This is a genomic window from Sulfurimonas sp. (assembly GCF_026991475.1).
Lineage (GTDB): Bacteria > Campylobacterota > Campylobacteria > Campylobacterales > Sulfurimonadaceae > Sulfurimonas.
Window position 1 is genome coordinate 39857 of the sequence record NZ_JALXBK010000024.1, and the last position, 22148, is coordinate 62004.

Here is a 22148-nt window from a genome sequence, read left to right on the forward strand (position 1 = left end):
TCCTTATGTAAGTGAAGTTGTTTGGTAGAGTTTCATAAGCTCTAAGTAAAAATCTTTTTCTGTATGCTCTTCTAGTAGACCTTTTACTGGAAAGGTGTCATAGTAGAGTTTTTCGACATTTTTAAATCTGTTAGGAAAAAGTTTTGAGAGTAAAAATGCTGAAATCTCTTTTCTCATTAAAACAGCAGGAGGCAAAAGTCCTGCTTCTAAAAGCTCAAGAATTGAGTCTGCATGGTAAGAGATCTGATGGTGTTGTCCATGTGGGCAAGTATTTTTACTGACAAGTGTTTTACACTCATCACAGTAGACATATTCACTTGCTACTTTTATATCAATATTAATTCCTGTAACTTTGTCAATGATGGACTTATTTGAATTACAGTCATAAAACATTCCTAAACCTGCATGATTTCGTCCAATAGTAAGTCTGTCACAACCATAATTTTTTGCAACAATGGCATCAATAATAATTTCATTATAACCAGCAAAAATATAGCTATTTTCAAGTGGAATAATAATGACTCTGTTTTTTGGTAAAAAGTTATTTATAAAATACTCTAAAGCCTCTTTTCTCACTTCATATTGTAAGTTTGCACTATTATAAGGTTTGAGTAGAAAAATTACAAGGAGGTCTGTATCTTCAAGACTCTGGCGAATAAGTCTTTCATGCGCACGATGTAGCGGATTTGCCCCCATCATTAGAGAGCTTGTATGTTTGGCATCTATAAGTTTTTTAGCAGCTTCAATTTTTAGTTTGTTCTGATTTTTTGTTTTATGAAAAATTGTGTATTCACCACTGATAGCCCATCTTCCAATTCTTTTAATAGTAGCCATAACCCCAGGATGCGTTAAATCATCTGTCCCATATATATGTTTTACTCTCTCTTTTGGATCAATTTGAAAGGTGTCGTTTACAATGAGTGTTGCAAATATCTCACCATCACATATAATAGTTACCTCTTCTTCTTTTTTAAGAGATGCAATGACCTCTTCATTTTTTTTACCAGAAGGCGCGAGTATAAAAGGAAAGGGGAATGATTGCCCATTTATAAGTCCCGTTTGTAAGACTTCAAGTGACTCTGCTTCACTCATGAGTTTTGTTACAGGAGAGAGCAAACCTTCTTTTACAAGTTCTAAGACAGAAGCTGCCTCTTTATCAACAAAAAGGGTTTTATTTTTTCTTGATGATGTCATATTTCTTTCTTTTTTCCCATAAACTTTTACGGCTGATGCCTAGTTTTTTGGAAAGCTCTGTATCGGGATATTTGTCTTGATAATTAAGAACAATAAATTTTACATAATCTTCAATAGGAAGAATTTCGCCTTTATCAAAAACATTTTTTTCGCTTTCAATCTCTATGACCTTAAACGCAACATCTTCGATTTTATCGCTACTTGAAATAATGGCTTTTTTGCCTTCTAACAGAGTACAGAATTTTTGTTTGTCAGCTTTTTTGAGAGTCTGATAGTCAATAATATAGGCAATAGAATTTTGTGGAAGATTATCAATCTCTGCTAATGCTTTTGAGTTACTAAGAGAGATAAAGTGAATAGGTAGATCTTGTGATTTTGCATATTCATAGGCAAAAGCATCACTATATTTTTGAAAACTTGATGAAATGAAAAGGGGTAGTTCAATATTTTCAATGGATTGCTTATGCTCAACAGTTGAGAAATTGTGTTCAAGGTATTTTTCATACGCTTCATTTCTCTTTTTGAGTTTTTCATAATCTTGGTAATGGTCTATTTTTCTTATAAGTTCTTCTATCATAAATGGTTTGAGAATATAATCTTTTGCACCTGCTGCAAGAGGTTTTGAAACTGTGTCATTACTAATATATGAAACCATTAAAATAACAATAGAGTGCTTGAAAGTCTCTATAACAGGATTGAAATCTTGTCCATTAATATTTGTTGAGAGCAGTACCACATCGTAGTTTTGTCCTCTTATGGCATCTTTTGTCGATGTACACATTTCACAGTTATGACCGAGTTCGCCAAGTTTTGTTGCAATACTTTGCGCTAAATATACTTCGTTTTCTATAATTAATATCTTCATTTTATCCTATTTTCTTCCAGTTAAAATATTTTAAATTGGCATTAGCAATCACACCAACACCCTCTTCTCGCCCAATAAACCCAAGCTTTTCCGTTGTTGTTGCTTTGACATTCACTCTTGCTTTGTCAATACGAAGAATATCTGCAATAATTTTTCTCATACTATCTTTATATAAGGCTAATCGTGGTTTTTGTGCAGCAATCGTAATGTCTGCGTTTACAATAACAAAACCATAATTGTAAAGTTTATCTACTACTTGAGTAAGCAGCTCTTTTGAATCAATGCCTTTATAGTTGGCATCATTATCAGGAAAAAGCATACCAATATCGCCCATTCCTGCAGCACCTAAAAGCGCATCTATAAGTGCATGAAGTGCAACATCACCATCACTATGTGCTTTAAATCCATAATCTACATCAATTTTAAGACCGCCAAGGTACATCTCACCCTTATCATCAAAAGCGTGAACATCAAATCCATTACCACTAAAGGTGTCATTTGATGGAGCTTGAAGGCATGGCAGTTCGTTTAAGTCATGAACAAAGGTGATTTTATGAGCATCTTCATCTCCTAAAACATACCCACGACTGCCACCATTTGCAACAATGGCACTACTTTCATCTGTAAATTCTTCAGATCTCTCAAGTGCAGATTTTAGAACTGTTGTTTTTGAGAGTTGTGGAGTCTGTATGCGTTTCACTTTTTCTCTATCTATAGTGGCGTTTTCATAAACTATGGTATCAGTCACTTTGAGATAAGGAACAACGCAGTCATAATCTGATTTTTCTTCTATGATACGTTGGATGAGTGTTTCACTTATACACGCTCTTGCTACATCACTTACAAGCACATATGAACTCTTTACATATTTCAGTGCGTTCTTAAGAGACTGCTGTCTTGTATTACCACCCTCTACGAGAGTGTAGTCTGTATAGTTTTGCATAAAAGCAATATCATCTGATGATGAAACTATAATAATTTGTGAAAATCGCTGCGTTTGATTGAAGTTATCTGCTACAAATTGCCACAATGGTTTATAATCTATGCGTAACCATTGTTTCTTAACACCCATATCAAAACGATTAGAGCTTCCCGCTGCTAATAAAACAAGAGTTAAATCTGACAATAAGGCTCCTCTACTTAAAAAGTGTTACGAAATTATACACTTACAAAGCTTTTTTTTATCTTGATTGTGTAAATTAGTCACTTTGAATTTCAAATATTACATAAAGAATCTTATCAATTAGTACTCTTTATATTAGATTAACTTTATTTGATTATATTTCCACTATATAAATATAAAAAATTGAGGAGAAACTATGAGATCTTCATGGGTACAAGAGCGTGAAAATGATGCTGTAAGAACACAGATGTATTACGCTAAAGAGGGCATAATTACACAAGAGATGGAATATGTCGCAAAAATAGAAGATTTATCTCCTGAACTAGTTCGTAGTGAAATAGCTCGCGGTAGATTAATAATACCAGCGAATGTAAATCATACTTCGTTAGAGCCAATGGCGATAGGAATTGCAAGTAAATGTAAAATCAATGCAAATATTGGTTCTTCTGCAATTGCTTCTGATGTTATGGGTGAAGTTGAGAAAATGGAAGTCTCTCAACACTATAAAGCAGATACTGCGATGGACTTAAGTACAGGTGGTGATTTGGATGAGATTAGAAGAGCCGTTATTAATGCTTCAAAAATTCCAATTGGTACGGTGCCAATTTATCAAATTTTACATGATGTAAATAATAAAATAGAAGATTTAACTATTGAAGTTATGCTTGAAGTTCTTGAGCGACAAGCAAAACAGGGTGTTTCTTACTTTACTATTCATGCAGGTTTCTTACTTGAGACAATGCCAAAAGTTGCAAAGCGTAAAATGGGAATTGTCTCTCGTGGTGGTTCATTGATGGCTGCATGGATGATGCATTACCACAGAGAAAATCCTTTTTACTCTGCGTTTGATGATATTTTAGATATTTGTGCAAAATATGATGTAAGTCTTTCACTTGGTGATTCACTCCGTCCAGGTTGTCTTGCTGATGCTTCTGATGATGCGCAACTTGGTGAACTTAAAGTTCTCGGTGAGCTAACACTCCGCGCATGGGAGAAAAATGTTCAGGTAATGATTGAAGGTCCAGGACATGTGCCTTTAAATCAGATTGAGCGTAATATGAAAATACAGCGTGAACTTTGCCATGAAGCACCTTTTTATATTTTAGGGCCACTTGTAACTGATATTGCAGCTGGATATGATCATATATCTTCTGCTATTGGTGCAGCTGTTGGTGGTTGGCATGGTGCTAGTATGCTCTGTTATGTAACACCAAAAGAGCATTTGGGTCTTCCAAACGCAGATGATGTTCGTGAAGGGATTATTGCCTATAAAATCGCAGCACACGCGGCTGATATTGCCCGTGGACGTAAAGGTGCACGTGATGTAGATGATGAGATGAGTGATGCGCGTTATGCGTTTGACTGGGAAAAGCAGTTTGAATTGGCACTTGATAGTGAAAGAGCTAGAGAGTACCATGATGAGACACTTCCTCAAGATGTATTTAAAGAGGCAGAATTTTGTTCAATGTGTGGACCAAAATTTTGTTCTTATAAAATTACACAAGAGATAATGGACAATCCAGAAGCAATTGCAAGAATTGCTGAAGATGTCAAAGCCAAAGAGGCAGCAGAAGAAGCGGCACTTTTAGCTTAAATCTTCTTTTAAAAGAAATTGATTTTAAATAAGACAATATTTGTCTTATTTAGATATGATACACTTCGAAAATGAAAAATTTTAAAAAAAGGAAATACTTTAAATGACTGAAGAAAATGTAAAATCAGCACTTTCAAAAGTTATGTATCCAGGTTTTACTAAGGATATTGTAACTTTTGGTTTTGTTAAAGATATAGTTGTAAACGGTGATGATGTTAGCGTAACTGTTGACATTACATCAAGTGCACCAGAAGTGGCACAACAAATTAAAGATGAAGCTACGGCTGAATTGATGAGAGAGGGTGCAGAGAATATTACTGTAAATGTAAAAGCACCTGTAATGCCAAGAGAGAGCTCTTCTCATGGTAAAAACATCGCTCCACAAGTAAAAAACTTTTTAATGGTTAGTTCTGGAAAAGGTGGAGTTGGTAAATCAACTACTTCTGTAAATATTGCTATTGCACTTGCACAGCAAGGTAAAAAAGTCGGTCTTTTAGATGCAGATATTTATGGTCCAAATATTCCTCGTATGATGGGTATAGCAGATGTGAAACCTGAAGTAAATGGAAATAAAGTACTTCCAATTAAAGCATATGGTATTGAGATTATGTCTATGGGTTCACTTATGGAACAAGGACAATCTTTAATTTGGCGTGGTGCTATGATTATGAAAGCAATCGAGCAATTCTTGCGTGATATTTTATGGTCAGAGTTAGATGTATTAGTTATTGATATGCCACCGGGAACTGGTGATGCACAACTTACACTTGCTCAGTCAGTACCTGTTACTGCTGGTCTTACTGTAACTACCCCTCAGGGCGTTTCACTTGATGACTCTCGTCGTTCACTTGATATGTTCAAAAAACTTAACATTCCTATTGCTGGTATTGTTGAGAATATGAGTGGGTTTATTGCTCCAGATACTGGTGTTGAGTATGACATCTTTGGAAAAGGAACTTCTGAGCCTATGGCGAAAGAGTTCGATACTAAAGTAATTGCTGAAGTGCCAATTGAACCTGCTATTAGAACAGGTGGAGATGATGGAAAACCTATCACTTTTGTAGCACCAACAAGTGAATCAGCAAAACGCTATATGCAAGCTGCTGAATCTATTTGGGCAACTATTGAAGAGATTAATGCAAATGGTGGAGTAGATAATCAATCTGTTCAACCAACAACACCTCCAGGTGTAAGTGCATGTTCTACTGGCGGAAGTTCTGCTGGGTCTGCACAAAGCAGTGGCGGTGGATGTGGCTGTAGTTAGCCATATCTCCTCCATTGGTCTTCTTACACCTCTTTCTTGAGGTGTAACTTTTACACTTTACTCTACAGTAACACTTTTTGCAAGATTTCTCGGCATATCTACATCATTTCCAAGACGTATAGAAATTTCTAATGAAAGAAGCTGTACAACAACCATCATTTCAAAAAATTCTAACATATAATGTCCCTGTTCTTTTGTTTTTATAAAGTCATCTGCTTTGTCAAACTCTATTGGAGAGATGGCACAAATAGTAGAGTCTCTTGCACTTAACTCCTCTGCATTACTCTTTGATTTTTCATATAAAAGATGCTTTGGAAGTAGGGCTATAGTAAAAAGTTCAGGGTCTGCAAGTGCAATAGGACCATGTTTCATCTCTCCACTGGGATACCCCTCTGCGTGCAGATATGAAATCTCTTTAAGTTTTAAGGCACCCTCAAGCGCTAATGGATAGAACAGATCACGTCCAATAAAGAAAAATCCGTGACCATGCAGGTATCTTTTTGAGAGACGTTTGATGCGTTCATGCATACTATCTTCAACAATAACACTTTTTGGAATTTCTCGTAAGACACTGATTTGTTCTGCTATTTCCTCTGTTTGCATACTATTGTTGCGTCTAGCAACATAAAGTGAAAGCATCCAAAAAACGACAACTTGCGTTGCAAATGCTTTTGTAGAAGCAACACCCTTTTCAACACCCGCACGGGTTAAAATGCTTGCATCTGCAATTCTAACCATTGAAGAGTTATCAACATTACAAATAACCAATGTCTTGAGACCTGCGGCTTTTGCCATTTTAAGTGTTTCTAGTGTATCTGCAGTCTCTCCACTTTGTGAAATTGCAACAAAAAGTGTATCTTGTGTGAGCACAGGCTCACGATAACGCAGTTCAGATGCCACTTCTACTGATGTTTTTATTTTTGCATGTCTCTCAAACATATATGAAGCACAAAGTGCAGAGTGGTAAGATGTACCACAGGCACAAAGTTTAATTTCATTAATGCCATCAAAAAGAGAGGTGTCAATTTCATCAAGAACTATTGCATCTTCACTTAATCGTCCAAGAAGCGTATCTGATATTACACTACTTTGTTCATAAATCTCTTTTTCCATAAAGAAGCGGTAGCCGTCTTTTTGTGCAGAGAGTTTATTGGTTGCAAGTTTTGTAAAGTGTGGCTCTTTTTTGTTGCCTTTTTTATCAAAGATAGCAATTTCATTTGCATTCACATAGCCATAATCACCATCTTCAAAGTAGTTTACATCTGAACACTGCCCAATGAGTGGAGTGTCTGAAGATGCAAAGTATTTTTCATTTTCTGCGTTTATTCCCATAAGCATAGGTGAACCATTTTTTGCAAAAAAGATAGTGTCATCTTCGCTTTTTGTTACAAGTAAAATAGCATAGGCACCCTCTAATTCGCTAATGGTCTTTTTAAAAGCTTCAAAACTATTTACGCTGTTTTTTTGATTTTTTTCAAATTGATGTACTATTACTTCGGTATCTGTTTGGCTTAAAAAGGTGACACCTTCATTTTGTAGCTCTTTTTTGAGTGGGGCATAATTTTCAATAATTCCATTATGAACGACAGCAGAGTTTGCTCCAACATGAGGATGTGCATTTAATTCTGTTGGCTTGCCATGTGTTGCCCAACGTGTATGCCCAATTCCTGCAGCAAATGCATCTGTTACAAAATCTTTTGTTTTTTCTTCAAGATTTACAAGCTTTCCAACAGCTTTAAAACTGGAAAATTCTCCATCACTAAGCACTGCGATTCCCGCTGAATCATAGCCTCTATATTCAAGCTCTTTTAAGCCTTCAAGTAAAATCTCTTTTGTATTTTTTTGTCCTAAATATCCTACGATGCCGCACATATAATTTCCTTATTTTTTACTGTTATATAATGATTTGTAAATGTTTTCGACATTATTGCATATTTTGTTTTGTTTTTCTATTAAAAAACTATCGCGTACCTTATATTTACTGGAATGAATTTTTGCAGTAATAACATTAATTTGTAACTCTTCGAGCTGATGCATAATATAGGCTAGTAGCCCTGTCTGATTAGAGGTGTTAATGTTGAGTTCAGCATGTGTAAGGGAGTGTTCGCAATCAAGTGTAATCTCCTCTTTTTTAATGTTTACTGATTTTAGTGGTACATCTTTTTGCATATCAAAAGCATTGTCTATAATGTCTTGAACTTCCACTAAAACATTCTTATCAACATTTTGAATAAATTCAATTTTGAAATATTTTACCCCGTCAAAAAGGGTGAAAATTTCCATAGAAGCGACTTGTAAATGCGCAAGGGTTGCTAGTAAATAGCCAATGTTAAGCGGAATTTTTCGTAAAATTTCTATGCTTAAAGAGCCTTCATTTTTGAGACTAAAACTGTACTCTTTTGTCTCTCTTGCCAGCTTAGCGATGTGTATAATATCTTGAGGTGTGTGTTTAAAGAAGAAGAGGTTTGACTCTATTGAGAGTAGCTTCTTTTGCAGGAGAGATGGAAGCTCTTTGAACTCTTGTGCATTTTTAACACGAGACTCAATAATAACCCTTTTTCTCGCATCCGTTATTCTATTTTTGTTCTGTGCAATTTCTAGTGCATTTGTATAAAGGTCAAAAAGAAGTTTGGAGTTAAAAGAGTTGTAAACATCGCCACCAACACCACTGATGTCAGCATATGTGAGTAAATAGAGGAGTTGTAGATTTTTTGCATCTTCTATTTTAGACATAAATTTATAGAGTGTTTTTTCATTATGTATATTTTCTTTAAAGGCGACATTGCTCATTAAAATATGGTGTTTTACTAAGGTTATAGCACGCTTAGTGAGTTCTTCACTAAGTTTAATGTGTTTAATAAACTGTAGTAGTAGTTTTGCACCTACTTCACTATGGTCTTGTTTCCTTCCTTTTCCAGTGTCATGGAAAAAAACAACGATTTTGATGAGCAGTTTTTCATCTGCGTTTAGTTCATCAAAGAGTGTTTGGAGTTGTTTCTCTTTTATATTTTCTAGTGCTTCAACACACTTGATAGAGTGTACATCTACAGGATAGTGGTGGTAACCATCAAATTGTGGAAGGTGCATCACTTTTTTGAAATTTGGAAATAGTTCAGCAAGTACCCCTGCATCATAAAATAGTTTTAAAAAGGGTGCAATATTGCGTTTTGTAAAGAGTTGTTTTATAAGTATATATGTGTCTGCCTGAAGAGGATGTGATATTTTTGCACGGGAAAATTGGTATAAAAAACCAGCATCAAATTTGTACTTTTTATCTTCTATTTTAATAAGAAGTTTTAGTAAGGAGTTGATGTTTTGTATAGGAAGATGAAAAGAAGCATAGAGTCTTGCATTGTACTCATAAAAGCCTTTTTGTATTCTACTCTTTCTAAACGCAGCGATGTGTTGAGCATCATATATGTAAGGGCGTACCATTTTTTTGACAAATATTTGCACAAAGTTATTTATTTGCCACTGTGCTTCTAATACTTTTGTAGCAAGTTTTGTCTGCTCTTTAAATCCTAAAAGAGTACTGACTTCCGGAATGTATTGTAGTAGGAGTCTGTCCTCTTGTTTTCCTGTGATGAGATGCAGAGCACTTCTGACTCTGTAGAGTAGTTCTAGTGCCATACGATACTCTTTATACTCTTCATCTGAAAAAACAGTACCACTGAGCTCTTTTGTGCTGTCAATTCCATAAATAGTTTTTGCCACCCAAAAAATGAGGTGAGAATCTCGAAGTCCTCCGACACTCTCTTTAATGTTTGGCTGCATAGAGCTAGGATACTTTTTACGTCTTACCTGTGCCTCTTCAATTTTAGCTATTAAAAACTTTTTTTGATTGTGAAGTCTTATTTTGTTGAGTATATTTTGTGTAGCGTGCCAAACAAAAGGAGAACCCGTAATCAAGCGTGATTCCATAAGGGATGTTTTGATGGTTATATCTTCTGTGCTTGCCTTAAATAAATCGCTTACTTCATGAACACGATGTCCTAGTTTCATACCCGCATCAAGCGCAAGATAGAAGAGCTTTTCTATGATTAGTTGCGTGTTATAGCCATCTACCTCTTCATAAACGATGAGCAGGTCAATGTCACTATGAACACTCAACTGTTCACGTCCATAGCTGCCAAGCGCAACAATGGCTATGGGAATAGAACTACGCATAGGTAAAAAGTTACCAAAAGTTCTACGCAAGACTGTTTTGTACATTAAACTGATGATAGAGTCGAGTTTTTTTGTATGACGCACTAAAAAATCTTTGCCTTGATTTTTTTCAAAAAGTTGAGGAAGGGAGTCTTTGTACTCTTTTATATACTGTTTAAAAAGTTTTGAGAGTTCAAAATCAGAGCCATTTTTTTCTATAATATTTTCTATCTCTAGTAATAAATTCATAGTTTTTATCTTATTTTTTTGTTTATTATACAGTAGTAACATAAATTTGATATAATCGCAGGCTCGAACTATTAAAATGATTTTATAAGATGGATTTATAATGACAATAACAAAGAGTGTAACCTTTATAGCAAAAGAGGGGCATGAAGAAAAAATGAAAGAGTTGCTTAGTGCAATGGTAGCACCAAGTAAGGCAGAACGTGGGTGTCTTTTTTATGAGATTTTTCAGTATGAAAATGAGAGAAGAAGATTTATGGCAGTAGAGACTTGGGAAGATGAAGCGGCACTCAATGGGCATAAAAACTCTGCACATTACGCTGTGTATAAATCATTTTATGAGCCATACTGTGAAGAGAAATATACAGATGAACTAGAAGTATTGGGGGAGTAATGGATAATTTATGGAGTAATAAAGAAGCGGGGAAATGTAAGAGTAATTTGGACTTGAGAGTCTATACATCAAATCTTTTGGGGGCAAATGATGAGTTGGTGCTTCATGGGGGAGGCAATACATCTGTAAAAGGGGATATAGATGGTATTGATATTTTACATGTGAAGGGGAGCGGATGGAATCTTGCCGACATCAAGGCTGAGGGCTTTGCTCCTGTGCGTTTGGATGCGCTTTTAGAGATGGCAAAGCAAGAGTCTCTGCGTGATACTGAAATGGTGCAAGGACAAAAAGAGGCGATGATGAGAACATCTGCGCCAAATCCTTCAGTAGAAGCAATACTTCACGCTATTATTCCTTACAAATTTGTGGATCATACACATGCTGATGCTATTGTTACCATCTCCAACGCAGTAAGTGGCAAAGGAAATATTGCAAAGCTTTATCCTAACTTTTTAATAGTAGATTATGTGATGCCGGGCTTTGATTTGGCGCACAGAGTGTATGAACTTACGAAAGAGAAGAACTGGGATGAGATCGAGGGCATAATTTTGCATAATCACGGTATTTTTACCTTTGCAAATGATGCAAAAGAGTCTTACACAAAAATGATAGATGCAGTAACAAAAGCGGAGCAGTTTTTGGATGAGAATGCAACAGTGGAAATAGTGCATAAATATGTGCACAGTGATTGTGACATCGGGCGTGTTGTCAAGACTTTGAGTGAGTATAAGGGACATGATGTGCACATTGCAATAAATCAGACGCCTTTAGCAGCTTTTTATGCTTCTCATGAAAATTTAAGAGAGTTCGCCTCTCGCGGTGTTTTGACACCGGAGCATATCATTAGAACAAAAAGAGTACCGCTTATTATGGAAGATACAGATCTCATAGGTGGACTTGATAGATATGTAGCAGAGTATAAAGAGTACTTTAATAAGTATGCAACTGATGAGGTGATGCTCAATCCTGCACCCAACTATATGATTATTAAAAATCTTGCAGTGGTTTGTTTTGGGCGTTCTCGTGAGGAGGCGAAGGTGATTTATGACATTGTTGAGCATACAATGTTGGCGGTACTTCGTGCAGATAAACTTGGTGGTTATAAAAGTATAAGTGAGAAAGAGAGTTTTGCAATGGAGTACTGGGAGCTAGAGCAGGCGAAATTGAAAAAGTAATGGGAAAAAAAGAGTACCTACTGGCAATAGATGCAGGCACTGGCAGCGTGCGTGCTGTGATTTTCGATACAAAGGGCAATCAAATTGCCGTAGGACAAAATGAGTGGACACATCTTGAAGAAGAGGGTGTTGCAAACTCTATGCGTTTTGATTATGAGCAAAATTGGCTGCTTGTGTGTGATGCAATTCACTCAGCCATAAACGCAGCAAATGTAAACGCAGCAGATATTTTGGCACTCAGCGCTACGAGTATGCGTGAGGGAATCGTCCTTTATGACCGTGAGGGCAAAGAGCTGTGGGCAGTTGCAAATGTAGATGCAAGAGCTTCAGAGGAAGTGAAGTATTTAAAAGAGCATTTTGATGGTTTGGAAGAGGAATTTTATGCACTCTCAGGACAGACCTTTGCACTTGGTGCACTGCCGCGACTGCTATGGTTAAAAAATAACCGACCAGACATTTATGAAAAAGTAGCAAGAATATCTATGATAGGTGACTGGATACTTGCTAAACTGTGTGGCGTGATAGCGAGTGACCCGAGTAATGGCGGAACGACAGGCGTGTTTTCTCTCTCTAAACGCAGATGGGTAAGTGAGATGGCAAGAGAAGTCGGACTCAAAGATGATATTTTTCCTGAAGTGTTAGAGGTAGGCACACCTATGGCAAAGGTAAGCCAAAAATCTGCACAAGAGAGTGGACTCTCATCAGAAACACTTGTTGTAATGGGTGGCGGTGATGTACAGCTTGGTTCTGCAGGACTTGGTGTAGTTGAAGCAGGGCAGGTGGCTGTACTTGGCGGCTCTTTTTGGCAGCAGGTGGTAAATATTCCCTCCCAAACACAGCCACCCAAAGATATGAGCGTGAGGGTCAATCCTCATGTCATTGCAGGACTCTCTCAGGCTGAGGGTATTACCTTTTTTAGCGGACTTGTGATGCGCTGGTTTCGTGATGCTTTTTGTGAACTTGAAAAAGAAGAAGCTGCCAAACGCAGCTGTGATGTCTATGAGATACTGGAAGAAAAAGCAGCAAAAGTTCCTGTGGGTTCGTACGAAATACTTCCGATATTTTCAGATGTGATGCGTTACTCAAAATGGTACCACGCGGCACCTAGCTTTTTAAACCTCTCTCTAAACGCAGCAGAGTGTAACCGTGCTTCAATGTTTCGCAGTTTAGAAGAAAACGCAGCAATAGTCTCAAGCCTTAACTTAGAAAAAATAGAAGCCTTTAGCAATGTAAAGATAGAGAGTATAGTATTCGCCGGTGGAGCGAGTAAAGGTGCTTTGTGGTCACAGATACTTAGTGATGTAAGCGGATACAGTGTGAAAATTCCAAAAGTACGTGAAGCAACGGCACTTGGTGCTGCAATGGCTGCTGGAGTAGGGTGTGGCGTTTATGATAATCTCGTAAACGCAGCCAAAGAGCTTGTGGTGTGGGAGAAAACATACAAGCCAAATATGGAGAATAAAAAGATATATGACAGATTAAAAATTAAGTGGCAAAAGGCTTATGAAGCACAATTAAAGTTGGTTGATGATAATATCACGACTTCAATGTGGAAAGCTCCCGGACTATAAGGTAAAAAATGAAAAATAGAATAAATTTTGAAGATGCGCTAAAACTTTATGAAAAAGATATATTTGAACTTGGCACTTTAGCTGATGCAAAGCGTCAAGAACTTCACGGTAAAAAGACCTACTTTAACATCAATCGTCACATTAATCCTACGAATATTTGTGCGGATGTATGTAAATTTTGTGCTTACTCGGCAAATAGGAAAAATCCAAATCCCTACACGATGAGTCATGAAGAGATTTTAGAAATTGTAAAAGAGGTGGACTCTCACGGTGCAAAAGAGATACACATCGTCTCTGCGCACAATCCTAATGTACCCATTGAGTGGTATCTTGGAATATTTAAGAAGATAAAAGATGCATACCCTCATCTGCATATAAAAGCGCTGACCGCTGCTGAGGTTGATTTTCTTTCGCGTCATCATGGGCTCACTTATGATGAGGTACTTGACTTGATGGTGGAAAATGGTGTAGACTCTATGCCTGGTGGTGGTGCTGAGATATTTGATGAGAAGGTACGTGACTTTATATGTAAAGGAAAAGTGACTTCTGATCAGTGGTTTGAAATACATAGAAAATGGCATGAACGCGGAAAAAAATCAAATGTTACAATGCTCTTTGGTCACATCGAATCACGTGAGAATCGCATAGACCATATGATGCGTATCCGTGATTTGCAAGATAAAACAGGCGGGTTTAACTGTTTCATACCGCTTGTCTATCAGACAGAAAATAACTACCTCAAAATCGACAAACCTGTCACTGCAAATGAGATTTTAAAAACAATGGCAATTTCACGACTTGTGCTTGATAATGTACCAAACTTAAAAGCTTACTGGGTAACTTCTACTGTAAACCTTGCCCTTGTCGCTCAAGAGTTCGGTGCAAATGACCTTGATGGAACGATAGAAAAAGAGTCTATCAACTCCGCTGCTGGTGCAAAAAGTGCCAATGGTGTGCAGCTTGAAGATTTTACGGCACTTATTCGTAACAGCGGCTTTATTCCAGTAGAGCGTGACAGCCTTTACAATGAGATAAAGGTCTGGTAGTTGGAGATAACTGTTGTTATCCCGACCTATAATCGTTATGAATTTTTAAAGCGGGCACTTGCTTCGGTATTTGCTCAAACGCAGCAAGTCGATGAAATTATCGTTGTTGATGATGGCTCGACTGACAACAGTGCACAAATTGCAAAAGATTTCCCCTCCATTACTTACATTTATCAAGAAAATCGTGGCGTTTCAGCTGCAAGAAATGCAGGCATCAAAAAAGCAAAAAATGAGTGGATAGCATTTTTGGATTCAGATGATGCATGGCATCCTCAAAAGATTGAAGAGCAAACGCAGTTTCATAAAAACAATAGCGATATTTTGATGAGTTATACTGATGAGTGCTGGATTCGAGATGGTAAAGAGGTGAAAATTCCTAAAAAGTATGCAAAAGTAGGTGGGGAGATATTTCAGGCGTGTCTCTCTCACTGCATCATTGCTCCTTCTGCTGTGCTTATACACAAATCTCTTTTTGAGAAATATGGCACTTTTGATGAAGAGTTGGAGGTGTGTGAAGATTATGACCTGTGGCTTCGCACTGCGTTTAGCGAAAAAATCGGGCTTGTAAATAAGAAACTCATCACAAAATATGCAGGACATTCTGGGCAGTTGAGCTTTAAACACTGGGGTATGGATAGATTTCGCACGCAGGCATTAGAAAAACTTTTGAAAAACTGCCAAGAAGAAGAGAAGTGTGAATGGGTACGTCAGGAGTTACTTAAAAAGTATGCGCTTTTACTTAAAGGTGCCCGAAAATATGATAAAATGGCAGATATTAAATTTTATGAAAAAAGAGTTGAGAACTTACAATGACCTATGAACACAATTTTAACCCTACGATTTCAGATAAAGATGTTTTTACACAAATAGTAAAAGAAAAAGAGGATATAGGTTACTATAACCTTCCTTTTCAAGATACCACTGCGTTTAAAGAGTATGCTAAAGAGGTGAAGCAGACAAATGTCGTTGTAATCGGAATTGGCGGGAGTAGTTTGGGGACATATGCAATATATAAATACCTCAAGCACTCACGAGATTTGAGTAAAAAGCTCTTTTTTCTTGAGACGACTGACCCTATTGACATTAAATCGAAGTTAGAGAATATTGATCTAGAAGATACACTCTTCATTGTCATCTCAAAGTCAGGAACAACGGTCGAGACGGTCTCTATTTTTAAATATATCAACTCGCTTGTGACCTGTGATTCTTCAAATACCGTGGTCATCACAGAGTATGATTCAAAACTCAATGCCTATGCAAAAATACATAGAATGAAGCGTTTTGAGATTCCTAAGAATGTGGGTGGTCGTTTTTCTGTTTTCTCAGCTGTCGGGCTGCTTCCTTTAGCTATTGTTGGCATAGATATTGATGAACTACTACGAGGTGCACAAGAGACGCACAATGACTTCTTTGGTGGAATGTGGAGTGAGAGTAAAAAGCTTGAAACGAACGAGAGACTGCTGAAAAAAGCGAGATTTTTAGTAGAGTATAAGAACAGTTTTAACATAAATGTTGTATTTTCCTACTCTTCAAGACTTGAAGGCTTTAACAAGTGGTATATTCAACTTTGGGGTGAGAGCCTTGGAAAGATTGACATAAACAACACACATCAAGGGCTTACTCCTGTGGGAATTATAGGGCCAATAGACCAGCACTCATTTTTACAGCTCATTATTCAAGGACGACGAGATAAAACTGTAACGGTGATAAAAGTAGAGAACTTTGATAATGACCTCAAAATTCCAGCGATAACACTCGATGGATTAGAAGAACTTGACTACCTGAACAATTTAGAGTTCTCTTCACTCATAAAATCTCAAGCAGATGCGACAATAGAGTCCATAAACGCAGTGGGTGATATTCCATGTGATGTAATAAGCATAGATGGAGTATGTGAGAGTTCTATTGCTAGTTTGATGTATGAGTATGAACTGCTCACATCTTTAGTTGGAAAATTTATGTATATAAATACGTATGACCAGCCAGGTGTTGAGAGTGGGAAGATTATTTTAAAGAAGAATCTTGGGAATAAATAAATTTTTAAAAAGAAAGGAATAGCATTGTGAAAGGCATAATACTAGCCGGAGGTAGCGGAACACGCCTCTACCCCATCACAAAAGGTGTAAGCAAACAGCTTGTGCCTATCTATGATAAACCGATGATCTATTATCCACTCTCTGTGCTTATGTTGTCAGGCATAAAAGAGGTGCTTATTATTTCAACTTCCACTGACTTACCAAGATTTGAACAGCTTCTTGGTGATGGAAGTGAAATTGGGATGCAATTTTCATATGTAGTGCAACCCTCTCCAGATGGATTGGCTCAAGCTTTTATACTTGGAGAAGAGTTTATAGGTGATGATGATGTTTGTCTTGTCTTAGGTGACAATATCTTTTATGGTCACGGACTAACAGAACTTCTTGCACAGTCTGTAAAAAATGTACAAGATGAGCATAAAGCTACAGTATATGGATACTATGTAAGAGATGCAGAGCGCTACGGTGTTGCTGAATTTGATAAAGAGGGCAATGTAATTTCCATCGAAGAAAAACCAACAAAGCCTAAAAGTAATTATGCGGTAGTTGGTCTTTACTTTTACCCTAATGATGTCGTACAAAAAGCAAAAAATGTAAAACCAAGTGAAAGAGGAGAGTTAGAGATAACAACACTCAATCAAGACTACTTACACGAGCAAAGACTCAAAGTTGAACTTATGGGTAGAGGTTATGCGTGGTTGGACACAGGAACTCATGAGTCACTCTTAGAAGCTAGTATGTTCATACAAACTATTGAAAATCGTCAAGGTCTTAAAGTGGCTTGTATAGAAGAGATAGCTTACGAAATGGGTTACATCTCAAAAGAGAAGCTCTTAGAACTGGCTCAACCACTTAAAAAGAATCAATATGGTCAATATTTGATCAACCGGGCTAATCAGGATGTAAAATAATGCAATTCACAAGAACAGCAATAGAAAATGTAATTATCATAGATCCAAAAGTTCATGGAGATGAGCGCGGCTATTTTGTAGAAACTTTTCGCGCAGATAAACTAGAAGAGTTTTTAGGGTATAAAATAGACTTCTGTCAGGACAATGAAAGTAAAAGTTCAAGAGGTGTCCTTCGTGGTTTGCACTACCAACTCCATCCTGCAGCACAAACAAAACTTGTTCGTGTTATTCAAGGAAGAGTACTTGATGTAGCAGTGGACATTAGAAAAGGAAGTCTTACTTTTGGTAAGCATGTGAGCGTAGAGCTGAGTGGTGAGAACAAACGCCAGCTTTTAGTGCCTCGCGGTTTCGCTCATGCATTTGTAGTGCTTGAAGATGATACTGTATTTGCTTATAAAGTAGATAACTACTACTCTCCTGAGAATGACAGAGGAATACTCTTTAGTGATGAAGCTTTAGATATTGATTGGGGCATTCCAAAAGAAGAACTAAAACTCTCTGCAAAAGATCAACTGCAGCCAAAGCTCGCGGAGACTGATGATATATTTGACTATAAAGTAAACTACTATGCCTAATATTTTAGTAACAGGAAGTAAAGGACAAGTAGGTTCAGAGCTTCAAGAACTTGCAGGTTCTTATGAGTATAACTTCTTTTTTACAGATAGAGACTCTTTAGATATTACAGACAAAGAGAGTATAGCTGCGTTTGTAAAAAACAACAGTATTGACACTATTATAAACGCAGCGGCATATACCGCTGTAGATAGAGCTGGAGAAGATGCAGTAAACGCAGATAAAGTGAACCATCTTGCTACACAATACTTAGCAGAGATTGCAAAAGAGCAAAACATCAAACTCATTCATATCTCAACTGATTATGTCTTTGATGGCAAAAACTACAAACCATATAATGAAAATGATGTGACAAATCCTAACGGAGTTTATGGTGCTACAAAACTTGCAGGTGAAAAGACAATGCAAGCAATAAATCCTCAAAACTCCATCATCATTAGAACCTCTTGGGTGTACAGCAGCTTTGGTGCAAACTTTGTAAAGACTATGCTACGTTTAGGTAAAGAGAGAGATTCGCTTGGTGTCATATTTGACCAAGTGGGAACACCGACATATGCAAGAGATTTGGCAAAAGCTATTTTAGATATTCTTCCACAAGTAAATAGTGAAAGAGTAGAGATATATAATTACTCAAATGAGGGAGTACTTAGCTGGTATGACTTTGCAAAAGAGATAATGCGTATGGCAAAATTGGAGTGTCAAATCAATCCTATAGAAACAAAAGAGTACCCAACTCCTGCGATAAGACCTCATTATAGTCTACTTAATAAAGCAAAAATCAAAAAAGTATTTGACCTTGATATTCCATACTGGAAAGATAGCTTAGATGCGTGTTTAAGAACTTTAGGAGAGAGAAGATAATATGTTTAACAACAATAATAAAACAATTTTAGTAACAGGCTGTACAGGCTTTATAGGGAGTAACTTTGTACCATATTTCATGGATAAATATGAAAATTACAATATAGTAAATCTCGACCTTTTGACCTATGCAGGAAACCTTGAAAACCTTACAGAAGTAGAAAAAAATCCTAGATATAGGTTTATAAAAGGTGATATTTGTAACCGTGAACTTGTTGAGTTTATATTTGATGAGTATGACATTAGAGGTGTGATTCACTTTGCGGCGGAATCTCATGTCGATAACTCCATAAAAAATCCTGGAGTATTCATTGAGACAAATGTCAATGGTACTTTTACTCTGCTTGATGTAGCAAAGAAAAAGTGGATGGAAAAGCCATTTACTTATAAAAATGAGTATAAAAACTGTAGATTTCATCATATAAGTACTGATGAAGTTTATGGAACGCTGGGTGAGACTGATCTTTTTACAGAAGAAACACCTTATGCACCTAACTCTCCATACTCAGCTTCTAAAGCAAGCTCAGATATGATAGTACGAAGCTACCAAGAGACTTATGGACTTAATACTGTCATAACAAACTGCTCAAACAACTATGGCCCAAAACAACATGATGAGAAACTTATTCCGACTATCATCCGTAAATGTTTAGCAGGCGAATCTATTCCTATCTATGGAGATGGCAAGAACATAAGAGACTGGCTCTATGTTCTTGATCACTGTAAAGGGATTGATTTGGTTTACCATACAGGTAAAGAGGGTAATGTTTATAACATCGGTGGTAGAAATGAGAGAACGAATCTACAAATCGTAGATGCCATTACAAGTATACTTGATGAAAAAGTACCACCAAAACAAAGAATAGGAAAAGAGAGCTATAAAGAGCTCATAACTTTCGTAGAAGATAGAGCTGGACATGATAGACGCTATGCGATAGATGCTACAAAACTGGAAAATGAGCTTGGTTGGAAGGCTGATGAGAATTTTGAAAGTGGGATTGTTAAGACTATTGAGTGGTATTTAGCAAAATATAAGACAACAAAATCTAATTGTAACTTTTAGATAGTGTCAAATTCTTTACCTTTCATTTTGCTCCCACTTTAGCAAGTACTACTTTGATAGTTTTTATCAATATTACAAAATCAGCCCACAATGACCAGTTTTTTATGTACCAAACTTCTAGCTCATTTCTCTCTTTGAATGTAAGATTATTTCTACCACTTACTTGCCACAGTCCTGTTATCCCTGGTCTTACTTTAAGTATAAAGTGTTTATTATCACCAAGTTTCTTAGATTCATTTAGCATATATGGTCTTGGACCAATCAAACTCATATCTGCTTTAAGAACATTAATGATTTGAGCTAATTCATCCAAAGAGGTGGTTCGTAGAAACTTGCCTACTTTTGTGATGCGAGGGTCATTCTTGTATTTATGAAACTCTTTGTAATATTCGACTTCTTCAGGATGAGTAGTAAGGTATTCTCTCAGTAAATTTTCAGAATTTTCATACATTGTTCTGTATTTATAACACAAAAAGATCTTGTTATTTTTTCCTAATCTCTCTTGTCTAAAAAGTATACTCCCTTTAGAATCCAATTTAATGGCAAAGGTTATAACAGTGTGAATGATTAAAAAGAGAGGTAAAATTATCAGTGCAACAAAGAGATCAAATCCATTTTTAATCCAAATATTTCTTTTTATCAAAAGCTTATTTTGTATCTGTATTGTATTGTACCTGATGTTAGAGTACTCCATAATATTTGAGTTTGCAAAATTGATGCTTGTGACATATGGCACGACATAGACTTCGCCATTGTCATCCAAATACTTTTCTATCTTTGCATTCATCTTTTCAAGTTCAAGAGATTTTGACGAGATTATGACCATATCATAGTTATTTTGAGAGGGTTTCATCCCGAGATACCAATTCTTTTCAAATTCGTTTTTTAAAATAGTAACTTGAGTTGCATCCCCGATGATAAGTACGCGCTTTTTAAAAAATGAAAAATTGTAAATAACTCTTTTTGTTAGCCTTTTTGCAATAGGAAGCAGCAACATAGCAAATAAAAAATAGAGCGTAATAAAAAGACGAGAATATTCCAAAGAAGTTTTTTGCAAAGTCAAAAGTGCCAATACTATAAAATACGCCAAAAAAAGTGATTTTAGTACCCTATAGGTTTCTTGCCAAAAATCATATTGCAGAGTATAAATTTTTTCATAAAACATAATGGCGACAGTAATGATGATTACAAATGAAAATCTTTGCAATGAAAGCTCATTAAACACAGGGACACCTGTATTACTGAGTTCAACTCTTACATATTGGGTAAGATAAAAAATGCCAACAAGTAAAAGGATGTCAATAATAATAATAGCAGAGTTTAAAAAATATTTTTTTATCATTTTCTTGTACTTAATCTTTCGATATTCTTAATTCTAATATCGCCAACTCCTTTGTTCTTCTCTTTACTCATAGTTGAGTCTTTGATTTTATTGTTTGATATATATCTATTAATATATCTTTTTTATAATACAATTTATTTATAACTTCAGATGTTTCTTCAGGGTCATCGTCATAATTATGCGCTAAATCATTCCTGTCATCTCTTAATTCTCTCCATATATTAACATCAACCAACAATTCTAGTTTTTCTTCAATAGCATCTTGAAGTTTAGAAAATCTAAACAAAAACTGATCAATAGATTCAACTTCATCATCTGATAAATTCAAATACTTATCTTTATCCAATGGCATAATAGATTGCATTTTTGTTGATGCACTTTGAATTCTGATGATATGTTTATCGCATTCATTAAAAATTTTGAGAAGTTTTTGTTTATATATATTCATAATTTTATACCCTTTTGTAATGCTTCTTTTTCTATTGGTCTTGAAGTATCTCTAGATATAATGATATCAATCTTTTGTTCACCGATTTTATCTTCTAATTTTAAGCGAAATTTACTTTTTTTAACCATCATATCTTTTATTTGTAATGGACTTGAGAGTTTAATATACAAATCAATGTCACCACCTTTTTTATCGTCATCGATACGACTACCAAAAAGGTAAATATCCCCATTTTGAAATATATCTTTAAATGTATCTTTTATAGCATCTACTTCATAAGTTGATAATCGCACCTT

Annotated in this window: 20 protein-coding genes; 12 read left to right on the forward strand and 8 right to left on the reverse strand. The window is 36.1% G+C overall.

The genetic code is table 11. The annotated features are described in order from the left end of the window. Positions 1-3 precede the first annotated feature (3 nt). Genes MV589_RS01820 through MV589_RS01830 form a run of 3 tightly spaced genes read right to left on the reverse strand, consistent with a single transcriptional unit; the run spans position 4 to position 3185 of the window. A complete protein-coding gene (locus tag MV589_RS01820) occupies positions 4-1194 on the reverse strand; it encodes a sulfate adenylyltransferase (protein ID WP_297431474.1) in 1191 nt (396 codons plus the stop codon). Then, complete coding sequence (locus MV589_RS01825; RefSeq protein ID WP_297431476.1) at positions 1172-2059, reverse strand: response regulator; 888 nt, start codon at positions 2057-2059, stop codon at positions 1172-1174. Before MV589_RS01825 ends, MV589_RS01820 begins: the two co-directional genes overlap by 23 nt. 1 nt (position 2060) lies before the next feature. Continuing rightward, a complete protein-coding gene (locus MV589_RS01830; protein ID WP_297431478.1) occupies positions 2061-3185 on the reverse strand; it encodes a bifunctional 2-C-methyl-D-erythritol 4-phosphate cytidylyltransferase/2-C-methyl-D-erythritol 2,4-cyclodiphosphate synthase in 1125 nt (374 codons plus the stop codon). Positions 3186-3378: 193 nt separating this feature from the next. On the opposite strand from MV589_RS01830, the gene thiC reads away from it, so the two are divergent. Beyond that, complete coding sequence (gene thiC, locus MV589_RS01835) at positions 3379-4776, forward strand: phosphomethylpyrimidine synthase ThiC (RefSeq protein WP_297431480.1); 1398 nt, start codon at positions 3379-3381, stop codon at positions 4774-4776. A 103-nt stretch (positions 4777-4879) separates the two neighbouring features. Beyond that, complete coding sequence (locus tag MV589_RS01840) at positions 4880-6040, forward strand: Mrp/NBP35 family ATP-binding protein (protein WP_297431482.1); 1161 nt, start codon at positions 4880-4882, stop codon at positions 6038-6040. Between the two features lie 57 nt (positions 6041-6097). Here MV589_RS01840 and glmS read toward each other — a convergent pair whose 3' ends face one another. Both glmS and MV589_RS01850 read right to left on the reverse strand, forming a co-directional pair. Then, entirely contained in the window at positions 6098-7912 is a 1815-nt protein-coding gene (glmS, locus tag MV589_RS01845; RefSeq protein ID WP_297431484.1) for a glutamine--fructose-6-phosphate transaminase (isomerizing), read from the reverse strand. Positions 7913-7921: 9 nt separating this feature from the next. Next, positions 7922-10435, reverse strand: a complete 2514-nt coding sequence (locus MV589_RS01850; protein ID WP_297431486.1) for a [protein-PII] uridylyltransferase family protein — start codon at positions 10433-10435, stop codon at positions 7922-7924. Between the two features lie 100 nt (positions 10436-10535). Between MV589_RS01850 and MV589_RS01855 the strand changes: the two genes are divergently transcribed. From MV589_RS01855 to rfbB, 10 genes are read left to right on the forward strand one after another with little or no spacing between them, the layout of a single operon-like run. Beyond that, positions 10536-10826 carry a putative quinol monooxygenase gene (locus MV589_RS01855; RefSeq protein WP_297431488.1) on the forward strand — a complete coding sequence of 97 codons (291 nt, stop codon included), beginning with the start codon at positions 10536-10538 and terminating at the stop codon, positions 10824-10826. Further along, positions 10826-12001 (forward strand): class II aldolase/adducin family protein, encoded by a 1176-nt coding sequence (locus tag MV589_RS01860; RefSeq protein WP_297431490.1) that lies wholly within the window; start codon positions 10826-10828, stop codon positions 11999-12001. Before MV589_RS01855 ends, MV589_RS01860 begins: the two co-directional genes overlap by 1 nt. After that, complete coding sequence (gene lsrK / locus MV589_RS01865; protein ID WP_297431492.1) at positions 12001-13572, forward strand: autoinducer-2 kinase; 1572 nt, start codon at positions 12001-12003, stop codon at positions 13570-13572. Before MV589_RS01860 ends, lsrK begins: the two co-directional genes overlap by 1 nt. An 8-nt stretch (positions 13573-13580) precedes the next feature. Beyond that, positions 13581-14618: an aminofutalosine synthase MqnE gene (gene mqnE, locus MV589_RS01870; RefSeq protein ID WP_297431493.1), complete on the forward strand. Its 1038-nt coding sequence runs from the start codon at positions 13581-13583 to the stop codon at positions 14616-14618. Next, positions 14619-15431, forward strand: a complete 813-nt coding sequence (locus tag MV589_RS01875) for a glycosyltransferase family 2 protein (protein WP_297431494.1) — start codon at positions 14619-14621, stop codon at positions 15429-15431. Continuing rightward, on the forward strand, positions 15428-16654 hold the full coding sequence (locus MV589_RS01880) for a glucose-6-phosphate isomerase (protein WP_297431496.1): 1227 nt from the start codon (positions 15428-15430) through the stop codon (positions 16652-16654). Before MV589_RS01875 ends, MV589_RS01880 begins: the two co-directional genes overlap by 4 nt. Before the next feature lie 26 nt (positions 16655-16680). Beyond that, positions 16681-17565 carry a glucose-1-phosphate thymidylyltransferase RfbA gene (rfbA, locus tag MV589_RS01885; protein WP_297431498.1) on the forward strand — a complete coding sequence of 295 codons (885 nt, stop codon included), beginning with the start codon at positions 16681-16683 and terminating at the stop codon, positions 17563-17565. After that, positions 17565-18140, forward strand: a complete 576-nt coding sequence (gene rfbC, locus MV589_RS01890) for a dTDP-4-dehydrorhamnose 3,5-epimerase (RefSeq protein WP_297431499.1) — start codon at positions 17565-17567, stop codon at positions 18138-18140. The genes rfbA and rfbC overlap by 1 nt, the downstream gene beginning before the upstream one ends. After that, positions 18133-18999, forward strand: a complete 867-nt coding sequence (gene rfbD / locus MV589_RS01895; RefSeq protein ID WP_297431500.1) for a dTDP-4-dehydrorhamnose reductase — start codon at positions 18133-18135, stop codon at positions 18997-18999. The genes rfbC and rfbD overlap by 8 nt, the downstream gene beginning before the upstream one ends. 1 nt (position 19000) lies before the next feature. Continuing rightward, positions 19001-20062, forward strand: coding sequence for a dTDP-glucose 4,6-dehydratase (rfbB, locus tag MV589_RS01900; RefSeq protein WP_297431502.1), 1062 nt, complete (start codon positions 19001-19003; stop codon positions 20060-20062). A gap of 22 nt (positions 20063-20084) precedes the next feature. Here rfbB and MV589_RS01905 read toward each other — a convergent pair whose 3' ends face one another. From MV589_RS01905 to MV589_RS01915, 3 genes are all read right to left on the reverse strand, one after another. Then, complete coding sequence (locus MV589_RS01905; protein ID WP_297431504.1) at positions 20085-21404, reverse strand: exopolysaccharide biosynthesis polyprenyl glycosylphosphotransferase; 1320 nt, start codon at positions 21402-21404, stop codon at positions 20085-20087. 67 nt (positions 21405-21471) lie between these two features. Then, on the reverse strand, positions 21472-21852 hold the full coding sequence (locus MV589_RS01910) for a hypothetical protein (RefSeq protein ID WP_297431506.1): 381 nt from the start codon (positions 21850-21852) through the stop codon (positions 21472-21474). Further along, positions 21849-22145, reverse strand: a complete 297-nt coding sequence (locus MV589_RS01915; RefSeq protein WP_297431508.1) for a nucleotidyltransferase domain-containing protein — start codon at positions 22143-22145, stop codon at positions 21849-21851. The genes MV589_RS01910 and MV589_RS01915 overlap by 4 nt, the downstream gene beginning before the upstream one ends. Positions 22146-22148: the final 3 nt, after the last annotated feature.